The sequence below is a fragment of the Myxococcus sp. NMCA1 genome (assembly GCF_026810205.1).
Taxonomy (GTDB): domain Bacteria; phylum Myxococcota; class Myxococcia; order Myxococcales; family Myxococcaceae; genus Myxococcus; species Myxococcus xanthus_A.
In genome coordinates, this window is record NZ_CP113950.1 from 4,353,982 (window position 1) to 4,367,366 (window position 13,385).

Annotated in this window: 5 protein-coding genes; 3 read left to right on the forward strand and 2 right to left on the reverse strand. The window is 66.1% G+C overall.

Features of this window, described 5'->3' with window-relative positions:
• The first annotated feature begins 3 nt into the window (after nt 1-3).
• Genes pglZ through OZ403_RS18710 form a run of 3 tightly spaced genes read left to right on the forward strand, consistent with a single transcriptional unit; the run spans nt 4 to nt 6,083 of the window.
• Nucleotides 4-2,610 carry a BREX-2 system phosphatase PglZ gene (pglZ, locus tag OZ403_RS18700; RefSeq protein ID WP_268784738.1) on the forward strand — a complete coding sequence of 869 codons (2,607 nt, stop codon included), beginning with the start codon at nt 4-6 and terminating at the stop codon, nt 2,608-2,610.
• Entirely contained in the window at nt 2,607-3,959 is a 1,353-nt protein-coding gene (gene brxD / locus OZ403_RS18705) for a BREX system ATP-binding protein BrxD (protein ID WP_268784739.1), read from the forward strand. The genes pglZ and brxD overlap by 4 nt, the downstream gene beginning before the upstream one ends.
• A 3-nt stretch (nt 3,960-3,962) precedes the next feature.
• The gene (locus OZ403_RS18710) at nt 3,963-6,083 is read left to right on the forward strand and encodes a DEAD/DEAH box helicase (RefSeq protein WP_268784740.1); all 2,121 of its coding nucleotides are present in this window, start codon (nt 3,963-3,965) and stop codon (nt 6,081-6,083) included.
• Nucleotides 6,084-6,164: 81 nt separating this feature from the next.
• Here OZ403_RS18710 and OZ403_RS18715 read toward each other — a convergent pair whose 3' ends face one another.
• Together OZ403_RS18715 and OZ403_RS18720 are read right to left on the reverse strand one after the other, a co-directional pair.
• Complete coding sequence (locus tag OZ403_RS18715; RefSeq protein WP_268784741.1) at nt 6,165-8,846, reverse strand: DEAD/DEAH box helicase; 2,682 nt, start codon at nt 8,844-8,846, stop codon at nt 6,165-6,167.
• A 722-nt stretch (nt 8,847-9,568) separates the two neighbouring features.
• Nucleotides 9,569-13,369: an AAA family ATPase gene (locus tag OZ403_RS18720; RefSeq protein ID WP_268784742.1), complete on the reverse strand. Its 3,801-nt coding sequence runs from the start codon at nt 13,367-13,369 to the stop codon at nt 9,569-9,571.
• Nucleotides 13,370-13,385 lie beyond the last annotated feature (16 nt).

Genomic DNA, 13,385 nt, shown 5'->3' on the forward strand with positions numbered 1-13,385 from the left:
CCGGTGAAGGATGCCCTGCTGCGGAAAATCATCGAGTTGGCCGGCGGCCCGGCCGAGCGGGGTTATGTCCTGGCGCTCGATGGCGAGTTCCTGCGCGAGATGCCGGAGCGGCTGGACTTCCCGCGCCAGAGCTACAGCTACACCGTCACCCGGCCCGGCTCCGAGCTGGCCCTGCGCCGCCTCATCATCCGCTCGGGAGGCGAGCCCTTCATCGCGCTTGTGGACGAGAAGCTGGCGCGCCGGTTGCCGCCGGACCTGGTGCGGCGGGCTCGCGGTCAGCGCGTCCACTCGGTGGACATGAATGATGTGCTGGTGCTGGCGCTCGGCACGCCGGTGGTGGGCGCGGACGCGGAGACGAAAGAGTTGGCCCTGCGGCACCTGGACAACCTGCGCGACACCATGCGCGGGCGCACGCTGCCCACCGTCATCGACCGGCGGATGCTGGACGAGCTGTTGCTGGACGCGTGCATGGGCGCGCGCATCCGCAGCGAGCGGGCGGGACGGCTGCTCGCCGAGTGGCTGCGCCAGTTCCCCGACGCTGAGCCCGCGCTGATGGGTCTGCTGCGGCGCGTCCTGCCCACGCTGCATGGCGGCGAGGGGCGGGTGCTCGCCTGGGCGCTGGAGGACTCGCGGCGATTGAAGGCGCGCGAGCGGCTAAGCGCGCTGGTGGTGCATGGGGCGCTCTTCGAGATTGACGAGGAGCTGCCGCCGAGCGTCTGGGGGCCGCTGCAGGGCGTGGACTCACACCCCCTGGTGCAGCTCACACCCGAGTCCTTCCGCGCCACGGTGCGCGACCTGGCCCAGGACGCGCTGGACACGCTGGGCGAGCAGGCGGCGCCCTTCCTCTCCGACGCGGAGAACCTCGGCCGGCGCGTTCTGACAGCGAAGATGCTGGAGAAGAGCCGATTGTTGCCGCTGGGCCTGTCCAACCGGGTCAGCCGGCTGGCGAAGCAGGCCGCGCAAGGGGAGCCCATCCCTGGCGCGGAGTTGGAGGAGTTACGAAAGCACCGGGCCGCCCCGCTCAAGCGCGGCGAACTGGAGGTGGTGGAAGGGATGGCGCGCCTGAGCCGCTACCTCGCCGAGCCCCTTCCTGCCGACGGGGATGTGGCGGCGCGCGTGCGGCGCTACCAGGAGAGCGGAGCCTTCGCGGACTGGGCCGCCCTGAAGCTGCGGCGCGTGCTGGCCACGACGGCTGAGTTCCAGAAGGAGGCCCAGTCCGTCCTGGCGGCGTACCGCACCAGGCGTGACGAGGAGAACCTGGCCTTCGCGCGCCTGCTGGCGGAGGGCTATACCCGCGCCCTGTTCGCCCCGGGCGTGGTGCCCCTGCAGCGCGTGTGGGGGCAGGTGGTGTCGCAGGTCCCGGCGGAGCCGCTCTACGTGGTGGTGTTGGACGGGTGCAGCTATCCGGTATTCCTGGAGTTGCTCGATGAGCTGGCGCAGGAGCCGCTGGAGCCCCTGGGCCTCGTTGCCTCGGGCGCGGCGAGTCTGGACCGGGCTCATGGCGTCCCCGCGCTCGCCCCGCTGCCCACGGTGACGAGCCACGCCCGGGGAGCGCTGTTCCTGGGAGAGATTCCGAAGGATCCGCTGCGTGCCGAGTCACTGTGGCGTGAGCAGGAGGAGCGCACAACGGACCCGGCGCGCTTCCGGCAGAACGGGGCTCTGGGGACACGGAGCCGGCGCCTCTTCCTCAAGGGAGACCTGGCCGACGGGGCCCAGGCGCTGCTCGCCGCCCTGAGGGAGCCGGCGCTGGAGGTGGTGGCCGCCGTCTTCAACGCCGTGGACGACCAGATTGGTTCGGCCAACACGGGAGCGGCCTTCCGGGTGCACGCCAGGGACATCGCGGGCTTTATCCCCAGCCTGAAGGCGGCCCTGGCCGTGGAGCGCCGGGTGCTGGTGACGGCGGACCACGGCCACACTCCCTACTGGACGCGCGAGTTGCACACGGGGCCGGGGGCCTCCGCCCGTTGGTGCGAGCTGCCAGCGGGGGCCCCGTCTCCGGAGGGCTTCATCGCCCTGGACCTGGAGGGACTGGGCGGCACGCCCGGGCGCAAGGCCTTCGCATGGAAACTGGGTGTCCACCAGGGAGGCCCGCAGGTGGGCTTCCATGGGGGGTGCAGCCTGGAGGAGATGGTGGTTCCGCTGGCGTGGCTCGGCCGGCAAGGGGTGGCGGCGGACGAGCCTGCCTGGTGGCTTGGGCGCACGAGGCCGCAAGTGGCGGAGGTGGCGCGGCCGGAGTCCCGTTCGGTGTCGCCGCCGAAGCCAGCCGCGGCGCCTGTGCCCTCCCGGATGCAAGGGGACTTGTTCGATGCGCGTGCCGCAGTGGCCTCGGTGGCCGCGGGGGCGAGTACCCTGGGGCTGGCTGAGAACGTGCTGACGTTGCTGGATGCGGCCGAGCGCGCTGCCCTGGTGGTACTGGCGCAGAATGGGAGCGCCCGCGGAACGGACCTGGCGCCGCGCATCGGCAAGCCCGTGGGGCGGGTGGCAGGCTTCATGACCCAACTCCACCGCAAGCTGCACAGGGCGGGCGTGGCGTTTTTCAAGGCGGAGACGCTGCCCACCGGTGACGTGCAGTACCACCACATCCCCCAGGCGGGGGCGGAGCGCTCATGAAGGTGACGGAGACCGAGGCTCGCGACATCGTGGCGGCCCTGCGCACGGGGGCCGTACCCCACAGTGGCCTGCACCACTTCGCCACGGGGGTGGACGCCCTGGTGCGCGTGGTGGACGAGGAATTGGATGATGTGGCGCGCGGGGCCGGAAGCGGGCGCGCCAAGTGGATCCGCGGCGAGTACGGCAGCGGCAAGACATTCGTCACGCGACTGCTGTGTGCGCAGGCGAGGGAGAAGGGGTTTGCCACCGCGGAGGTGCAGATCTCCATCAACGACACCCCGCTACACCACCTGGAGACGGTGTACCGCCGGCTGGTGGAGCGGTTGGCCACGCCGGCCGAGGGAGTGGGCGCCTTCCGCGCGGTGGTGGACGGGTGGCTCTTCGAGGTGGGCGAGGAGGTGACGCGTCTCAAGGGGCTGTCCGAGGACGACCCGGCCTTCGCCGAGGCGATAGAGGAGCGTCTGGAGGACAAGCTGGCTGAGTTGAGCGCGCGCAACCCGGCCTTCGCCCAGGTGCTGCGAGGCTATGCTCGGGCGCAGGCTGCGGGGGACATGGGCGTGGCGCAGCAGCTCCTAGGGTGGCTTGGAGGCCAGCCACACGTGGACCGCGGCATCATCGCCCGCGCCGGAGTGAAGGGGGCCGTGGATGGGCAGGCAGCCCTGGCCTTCCTGCGGGGGCTGCTGTTGCTACTGCGCCAGTCGCGCCACGCGGGGCTGGTGGTGGTGCTGGATGAGGTGGAGACGCTCCAGCGCATGCCGGCGCCTACCCGCGAGAAGGCCCTCAACGCGCTGAGGCAGCTCGTGGACATGCTGATGAATGGAGAGCTGCCAGGCCTGTACCTGGTGGTGACGGGGACGCTGGAGCTCTTCGAAGGGCCCAAGGGCCTCAAGGGCCTCTCGCCCCTGTACCAGCGTGTCTTCACCCGCTTCGACGCGGAGCCCCGCTTCGACAACCTGCGGGCCCCCCAGGTGCGCCTGCCTCCCTTCGACGTGGGGCGGCTGCTGGAGGTAGGGCGCAAGGTTCGGGCCCTCTTTCCCGCGCGGGAGGCGGGGCGCGTTCAGGGAACGGTGGATGATCGCTTCCTGGAGGGGCTTGTCGGCCGCGTTACCGAGGGCTTCGGGGGCAAGGTGACGGTGGCCCCGCGCCTCTTCCTGCGCGAGTTGGTGGACGTGTTGGACAGGGTGGAGCAGTTCCTCGACTACTCGCCTCACCAGCACTACCGGCTGGAGGTGGACGAGGCCAGCCTGCGCCCCGAGGAACTCGCCGCGCGGCGGGGAACGTCCGAGGTGGAGGGGGCGCCCGAGGCGGAGACCCCTTCCCCGCGCCCGAAGCGGCGGCTGGAAGGGTAGGGTATGAGCGCCTTCCATCGGCTCCACCCCCAGCTGCGCCATGGTTTGGTGAATGAGTTGGGCTGGCGCAGCCTTCGTCCGGTGCAGGAGCTGGCCACAGAGGCCATCCTCGATGGGTGCAATGCGGTGGTGTTGGCTCCCACGGCGGGAGGCAAGACGGAAGCGAGCCTTTTTCCCGTCCTCTCGCGCATCCTCTCTGAGGAACTGGCGCCCGTAGCCGCATTGTACGTGTGCCCCATCCGCGCCCTCCTCAACAACCAGGAGGCCCGGGTGCAGCGTTACGCACGCATGGTGGGTCTGGACGCATTCAAGTGGCACGGGGACGTCCCCGGCACCGCCCGCGCCCGCTTCCTGCGCGAGCCCGCCCATGTCCTGATGATTACACCCGAGTCTCTCGAGGTGATGCTCATCAGCCAGAAGACGGACGCGCGCTCGCTGTTCCGCGGGCTTTCAGCGGTCATCATCGACGAGGTGCACGCCTTCGCCAGCGACGACCGGGGGGCGCACCTGGTCAGCGTCCTGGAGCGGCTGGTGCACTTTTGTGGACGCGACGTGCAGCGAATCGGCCTCTCGGCCACGGTGGGCAACCCAGACGCTATCGGGCAGTGGCTCATGGGATCGAGCCGGCGTCCCTACCGGCGAGTGGATCCACCCCGGCCCCCGGCCTTGAGGGATCTGCGCCTCAACTTCCTGGAGAACACCTCGGACGTGGCCGCGGAGGCCGCGAGGTTGGGGCAGGGGAAGAAGAGCCTCGTCTTCGTGGAGAGCCGCGCTGAGGCTGAGCGCATCGCGGGGGCCATGGCAGGCCGGGGCGTGGAGGTGTTCATCCACCACAGCGCAGTAAGCCGCTCGGATCGTGAGCTCGCGGAGGAGCAGTTCGCGCGCGGGCACAATACGGCGATTGTCTGCACCTCCACCATGGAGCTGGGCATCGACGTGGGGGATTTGGATCAGGTGCTGCAGGTGGATGCTCCGATGTCTGTTGCGAGTCTGCTTCAGCGAATGGGTCGCACGGGGCGGCGCGAGGGAATGCGCTCGAACTGCACCTTCCTGTGTCAGAGCCCGGAGACATTGCTTCAGGCCGCGGCGCTCGTACGGATGGCGGAGCGTGGGTGGGTGGAGGATGTCCGCCCGCCCGCCAAGGCCACGCACGTGCTCGCCCACCAGGTGCTGGCCCTGGGGCTTCAGGAGGGCGGGGTATCCCGGCACCAGGTGCTGCCCTGGGTGGCCGCGGCGAGCCCCTTCCGGGGCCTGGAAGCGGAAGATGTCAGCGAACTCGTGGAGACCATGCTGGCACGGCGCATCCTCCACGAATCCGAGGGGTTGCTGTCCCTGGGCCTGGAAGGGGAGCGACTTTTTGGACGGAAGAACTTCTTCGAACTGTATGCGGTGTTCTCCTCGCCACCACTGCTGCGAGTGATGCATGGCCCAACAGAGATTGGGACGGTGCAGGCCACATTCGCGCGCAGCCAGGAGGACGGACATGGGCCGCTGTGCTTCCGGCTCGGTGGGCGGCCGTGGCTGGTGGTGCACGTGGATTGGGAGCGGGGCACCTGCCAGGTGCAGCCCGCCGACAAGGGACGGGTACCGAGCTGGCTGGGGCCTCCGCGGAACCTGTCCTGGACACTGTGCCAGGAAATGAAGCGCACGCTTTCCGATGAAGCGCCTACCGTGGTGCTGGGCAAGGCCGCGCAGCTGGAATTGGAGGCGCTGCGGCGGGAGTACGAGGGGCTGGTGGGGGAAGGGGAGGCGCCGCTGGAAGTGACGGACGAGGGGGTGCAGTGGCACACCTTCGCGGGCGGGGCCATCAACCGGCTGCTGGCCGCCGCGCTGGAGGTGGAGACAGGACGGCGCTGGACGCCGGGGAATCTGTCTCTGAAGGTGAAGGACGCGGGCCTGTCCTGGGCGGCGCTGGCCATCGAATCGCTTCCACGGGTGGACTGGCGCGAGCTGGCATCCGCTCAGGTAGGCGAGGAAGTGAGGGGCCACCTGTCGAAATTCCAGCGCTGCCTGTCACCCCGGCTTGAGGTAGCGCTGCTGGTGGAGCGCCTGTACGACGTGGAAGGGACTCGCTCCTTCATAGCAACCCACCGGGTGCCAAGCGCTGTGCGAGACGGAGCGTAATGACAGAAGCATCAAGGGCTTGCACGCGTTGCGTGCTTACCCCTGTTGGTCAGCAGTCTTTCTGATTCCGCACTGTTCTCCTCATCCGCATATCAGCGCGGTTACGAAGTCTGCATAGTCCGGCTGCTGTGTCATAAAAAACGCTTGGTGGTACTCCCGAAGTGCCTGCACACGGTGCTCACTGCGAAGGGTCGCGAGTTCCTTACGGACTTCCGCAAGTGGAGGCACCGCTGCCAGTTCATCATCCGCGACAGGCTGGGGCATGGTGCCGCCGTTAGATCCTGCGGCCCGTATCAGGGACTCAGCAATGCTGTGCGGTACGTCGGTCATTTCGGGGAATCGATCCTTCGCGGCCAGGACTCCTGCGACGAAGCGGGTGATAGATTGTTCGTCAGGGCTTGAGCCCAGCAACATCATTCCCATCTGCCGCCAGATGGCACCGACCGCGTCGTAGTCCCGGCGACACACATCGACGGACTGACCATTCAGTGGAAGCAGGACCTTGCTCGCTCGTTCCGGGCTGTTGAGCCAGCGTGCTCGGGCGAGCAGCGGTACCTCCATCTTCCCAGCCGTTCCGTCCAGTTCCACTGCGCCGGCCAGCCTACGCAAGTCTCCCTTGTCGGCTCCGATGACGCTGCAGTACTGCGTGGTTCTCGGGGCTACCTGGACCGTGGCTACGAAGGCACGCATCACCGCTTCGGGAACGGAGATGCCGTCGAACTCGAACTCTTCCGAGAGCGTGTTGGCGAGGGATTCGTGGAGCACCCGCGCAACGAACGCCCCACAGTTCTCAAGATCATCCTCGAAGACCGGAAGTGCCCGCAGCGCACCAGCATCGCCCGCCTGCCACCAGCCGACGAGGCGTAGGGCGCTCACGTCCACATTGCTCCCGCCCGAATCGAGTCCCCTCAGGGCCACGATGAGCTCTTGCATCCGCTGTTCCGCAGGGCGTGCATCGACGGTGCTGCTTTCGTCGCCCTTCTTATCCACCGACTCCACCAGATCATCGGTTTCTTCACCGGTGATCGCTGCGAGAGCGCTTCGTTCGGAACTGAAGGACGAGGCGAGTTGGTCCTGCACGAGCCCTCGCACGTTGTCGTAGAAGGCAACCACGTTACAGTCGGCTGTTCCCCCGAGCGCTGGGCCGCGCAGGCCGCGTCCCACCATCTGCTGGAACAGGATGCGGCTCATGGTAGGCCGGGCGAGGAACACCGTCTGGACGCCAGGAAGGTCCGTTCCCTCGGTGAAGAGCCCCACATTCACGAGCACCGGTAGGCTCTTGGTCTTGAAGCGCTCGACGACGGCGAGGCGCCCCTCACGGGGGGCGCTGCAATCCAAACTCTCCGCTTCGAGCCCTACGTCGCGGATGCGTTCCACGAGGTCCCTTGCGTGTTCGATGGTCGCCGCGAAGATGAGCGTCTGGCCCCACTTCACCGCGTCCTTTACGACCTTCGATGCAATCAATGCGTTGCGCGTCTCGTCTTCCGCGATCCTTTTCACGAGCGATGGCGGAAGGTCCTTGAACTTCGCAAATAGCCTCCGCTCCTCGCCATTGGCCTCAAACGTTTCGTTCGTGGGAACCGTCACTACCCGGGGGTGGGCGAGGATGCCGCGCTCCATCAGCGGAAGCAGAGGCTCTTCGTGAATGATGTCGCCGAACAGTTTCCACAACTGACTGACTTCGCCTTCCGCGGTGCGTGTCGGCGTCGCGGACAGGCCCAACAGCTTCTCCCCAACGATGACGCGCCCAAGGTCCTGAAGGAGTTGCTTCCATGACGGGGCCACGGCGTGGTGGCACTCGTCGACGATGATAAGCGAGAACGACTCATGAATACCGATCAGCCTGTCCACGTTTTCCGCTCGGGCCAGGGTGGGGATGGAAGCGACGACTACGTGCGCCGGCGCCTCCAACTTCCTCGTCCCCGCCTCGAACCGGCCGATCCGGAAGTTCGTCGCGGCTACGTGGCCATTCTGGAGAAACGCCGCCACCGCCTGGTTCACTAGTTCATGCCGATGGGCAAGCCAGAGCACCTTGCCGCCCTCTGAGAGTACGGATTCGAGGGCGAAGTGAACCGCTGTGCGTGTCTTGCCTGCCCCCGTCGGAAGGCAGAGCACACCTTTGTCCTTATCGCTATGCCACCAGCTAACCAATGCGTCGACACTCCGACGCTGGTGATCAAATAGTGAGCCGCTAGTCCGCGTCAGCCCATCCGGCAGTTCCCCAGCAGGCCCCGCATCAAACGATAGCGCGTGCAGCCACTCTGGCTCGCTCTCGATATCCTCTCCGAACATCAGTTCGCCTTCATCAACGCCCTCGCCCTCTGATGTTCCGCCCTGGACTTGGTCCGGCCCTTCGTACTCGGATTCGTTGAAGTACTTGCGCCACTTCTTGGAATGGCAGATTGCGTCCAGAACGGACTCGTTCTCAGCGACAGCAAGCTCTATCAGGAGGTCTCGGGCTGGGTCTGCATTCAGCTCGTAGACGGCCCCCGAGGACGAATAGATAAACTCCTCACCGTAGAACTTTGTCGATTTCAGGATGTTGATGGCTTCGACGCGCGTTAGTTTCTCGCAGATAAGCTTCGCGGCCCCCGTGCGGCCAAACGCATTTCCATTGTCATCTGATCGTTTTGCGAGCGATAGCGAAATGCGAGTGATGAGGTTCTTCTTTGATAAGTTGCTCGTGTCGATACCGAACTGGTCGGCGATAGAGGCGATGCGCGACTTGGGGAGAGGGCTGAGCAGGTTTTTGGTGGCGAGCATGGAGTCCTCGGTCTACTCGTTTCAGAGAGATTGGCGGATGCGCGCGGCCACGTCCCCGAGTCGCTGGGCATTAAGACTTCCAAGCATCTCGTCGGGGTTGTCCCGCACGCAGTTAAAACTCTCGGCGGCGGCGAAGAAATTTCTACCCTGTGTAGCTGAGATTTGCATTGCGCGTCGCGTATCCGCTGCACGAGCCCGTCTTCCATAGGCCCTGGTGGTCGTTCAAACTGACGGGGTGAACGGGACGCTTTCATCGCGGCGACGACTGCTCTTCGGACGAGGCCGCAACCGGCTCCGGTACGGTGAGTTCGCCCACCCCTGCGTCGAGTGCGGCGGCCAGGAGGGTTGAGGGCGGGGTCGGGCGCCGCCAGCAACTGCGCGGCGCTCACCTCAAACGAACCTGTCGGCCTTCACCGCCCTTCGGGTCTGACGGCGCGGCTGGCGCGCGGCCAACGTCTGGGCCTTTAATGCGGCACGGCCCACCCCCAACGTGCGAGCGACATGGGACACACCATAGCACTGCGCTGCCGAAACCGCGCCTTCACAGCTTTCTCCGGCATCTGTCCCTGCCGGGTGCTCGTCAGCCGCCACTGTTGAACGCGTCCGCACAACTCTTCGACCTCTCCTGCTTCTGCTGCTTCTTCACATCCACCTCACGAGGGGGAGGTTATTCCCCAGAGAGGTGTCTCAAAAAATCCTGGGGCGGAGGACTCATCCCTTCCTCACAGGGAGAAGATGCGACGCATCTGGCGGTCCAGCGCAGCCGCGTCAATGCCTCCGGCCGGCGTGTCCTCGCTCACGACCAACATGCCGTTGCGACCGCCGCCTTCAGCTTCCGGCAGGATGTGGTTGCGGCGGTACCACGCGAGCTTCTCTTCCCAGCGGCGTCGATACGTGGTGTCGGGCAGCATGCCGAGGTGCTCCCAATAGACCTTGAGCCCCGCAGCTGCGTCCTCGATGGTGAAATCCGGGTAACGACGACTGCCGTCTTCCCCCACGAGCTCGAGCTCATACTGATAATCCAGCCCGAGTTCGTGCAGCCGGTTGGCCACGATGACCTCGGACTTGGACCGCACCATCTCCCCTCGCAGGGTGCGATGGATGAGTCGTTCCTCGAAAAATGCGCCCTCCACATCTACCGGCCGCGGGTCGGCAAAGAGGTTGGTGACACGACGGGCGATCTCGGAGCGATGGCCGTCCGCGTAGCGCAGGTAGTCCCGAATTTGTCCCTGGTGGAAGACGACTACCCGGTCCTTCTGGCGCGTCAAGGCTGTGTAGAGCAGCTCGCGTGACAGGAGGTGGCAGGGGTTGGGCAGGATGACGAAGGTGCGCCCGAACTCACTGCCCTGAGTCTTGTGGACGGTGAGCGCGTACGCGAGCTCGAGCGGCGGGACACGCTCTTCGCCGAACTCTCCCTTCCAGTAGCCCACCTGCAGACTCTGGTGCGTGACGAACTCGACTTGCAGCTTCCGGGGGAAGCCCTTGAAGCTCTTGGTCTTGAACTGCCCCACTACGATGCCGATGTCACCGTTGGAGACGTAGACGCGCGCGTCAGACTCGGGCCAGACGTCACGACGTGCCTCGTTGACGACGCTGATGACCTTATCCCCGTAGAGAATGCCTTCGGGTCCCATGGGCTCGCAGGTGCGGCGCTCGTAGAACTTCTCCGGCTGAGCCCACCTCTTAGCACGAGGGCGAAACCGAGTCTGAAGGAGGCGGTTGAGCGCCTCGACGCCATGCTGGCCGCTACGTACGGGCGAGAGGATCTGCCAGGCCTCAGCCTTTGCGGCCGCGCCCGATTCTCCATTCCGGCCAGCCCAGAAGTAACAAGTCTTCCCCTCGTAACGAGAGCCGCCGAGCGACTCCCCGAAGCCGTCCTCATCGTCAAGCGACTTGAGCTTCAGCTCCTCCACCAACGTCTGCAGGAGCTTTTCCTCGAGGTCCGCAGGCGTGGACCAACTCACCAGGCGCAGGGAGTCATTGCCCCCCTTCTCGAGTCGTTCCCAGATGTCGTCCGCTCCCGCGTCCACCGGCCTACCGCTAAACCAGTGGGCGAGGACAAGATCGTCTCGCAGCGCCGAACCGGTTTGGCGTCTCGTCACAGTCAATTCCGCATAGCCCGGCGCCATGCGTGGGAATCGGGTTTCCACGTCGGGCGGAGCCAGGTGTGCGACGGTATCGACGAACGGTCGCCCGCTTCCAATCGGCGGCAGTTGGCGTGGATCGCCGACAAGGATGAGCCGTTCCACTCCGGATAGCGCATCGACCACGGCTGCGAGCTGCTCCTCCGTGAGCATCGAGCATTCATCGATGATGACGGTCTTGGCTTCTTTCGACCGCTTCGCCTCACCCGTCACCTTGTAGCTGCCGGTGCTGCCGTCATACCTCCTGAGGGGTAAGAGGAATTGAGCAATCGTGCGCCCGCCCTCAACTTCCGTCTGTTGCTCCAGCCGGACGCGCGCCTTGCCAGTTGGGGCCAACAGCGTGACACCGCCTCGCCTGACCTCGGGCAGCTCGCAGAGCATCTTCAGCAACGTCGTCTTGCCGGTGCCTGCGGGGCCGAGCAGCACGCTGATGCGTGACGCGAAAAGCGTTTCGAGCGCTGCGGCCTTTTCCTGGCGGGCCCGCTCTTCGTCCGCGTCGATTCCCTTCTTCCCACCGAACTGCTTGTCGATCAGCGCTCGCCAGTCGTGCTTCCCAATATGTGGCGGGGCCTTGCGCCGCTTATGCACTTCTCCCCGGATGACATCTCGGGTACGCACGTACCGGTCGAGCTGAAACGCCTGTTGTCCTGTCGGAAGCTCAATGGGGCTGACGAACGGCTCAAGCGGCTCCTCGGTCGCGGCGAGCACATCGGTGCTCAACAGCATGTCGGGCTTCACTTCGACCCGTCGCACCGACTCGATGACCTGCTCGCGCAACTGGAGTGTGTGGCCATCAAGCGCAGCGCGCTCCAGCGCGTCCACGATGAAGGCACGCACGCGCCGTGGGTCGAGTGGTCCCTCCAGTGCGGAAGGTGGCGGGAGGGGGTGCTTCTCGCGCACGACCGGGTCCGGGAAGAGACCGCGATCCACGGTGAGCAGTGCCACGGGATCTACCTGGCTGCGATCCAGCTCGTACAGCAGGTACGGGTTCTCAAGCAGCTGCGCGTCCGTTACCTCGATGCCGGCCTCCTGCCGCTCGGTGGGCTGGTAGAAGCGCAGCGCCTGCTCCTCAGTGAGGGCAAACCGGCTCAGCAGCTTTAGCAGCGCCCGGCGCTCCGCGGGCAACTTCTTGTAGAGGCGCTGTACGTCTTTTCCGAGATGCTCGCCCAGTCCCGCGCTCAAGCGGGACGGGTCGGCCAGCGCCGCCTCGAAGTGTTCCCAGGGGTCTTCATTCCATGCCCCACTGCGGCCTTGGGCAGCAGCGATGTCGTAAGCCACCAACGTGCCGTTGGTGATGCCGAGGGCCGTGAGTGCCGATCCCAGACCCGGGCAGGGCCCGCGCATGCTCCACAATCGGTTGAGCTGCTGGTCGATCCACCGAAGCGCACGGTCCCATGCCCCGTCGACGACGCTCTTCGTTCGCTGGAGAGCTCCCGCGCATGCCAGCAGCCCGGCAATGGCGGCGTCGTGCGAAACGTGCTCGGTGACATAGGAGAACTGCGGACGGTCGGTGTCCGGCACGAATGCGACGCACGAGCCCGGGTCGATGCTCGGGTCCTTTTCGGCAGCCGCGAGCACTGCCTGGTAGGGCATGACGAAGCCTTCATCTCCATCCGACCGGATGGAGTGCAGGACGTTGCGTTCGAACGTCACCGCACGCGGCTTTCCCTTGGAGGCCGTCTCATATTCGACTGCCTCCCCAACGCCCGTTACGAGCCCAACGGCGACGATGACACGCCGCCGGTCGTCCGGGGCGAGCGGGGTGCGCTTGGCGTAGAAGAAGCAGAGCGACTGCTTCGGCACCGCCGCGCTGAAGAACGTGTCGAGCAAGCAGAGTTGGTTGCCGCGCTCGTTGACCCACGTGCCTTGCTTATCAGCGCCGTCCGGACCCTTGCCCTTGTCGAAGTCGAGCACCTGCTCGCGCTCGGGCTGGAACCCGAGCCCGAGCTTCTCGGCCAAGCCGGGTTCGTCGTTTTCGCCCTCGACTCGTGCGCGCCGGAGCCAGTCAAACGGAATGGCGGGAGCAGAGTAGGGAGGCTGACGGTATTTCGTCGGCAAGAAGTGCCCATGCGTGTTCGGGCTCATCTTCGCGTAGACATGCTCGATCGTGCGGGTCAGCTCGAAGGGCGCCATGAATGTCGCGCGCTCTGCCACGCAAGGTGGCGAGGCCTTGTCGGGCAGTTGGTCGAGCCGCTTGCCAGCGCAAGCCGTCTCGTGCGCGTCGTCCCGCTTCTCACCGATGTTCACCAGCGCGAGGCAGGACGTATTGGCGAGTGGGTTCCTACAGACCGTCCCATTCCACCCCGAGTCGTGCCAAGGCACGCGAATGGACAGGTGTACGACCGGAAGTTGGCGGGCACCAAGGGAGAGCTTGGCCATGGAAGTACAAGTCCTG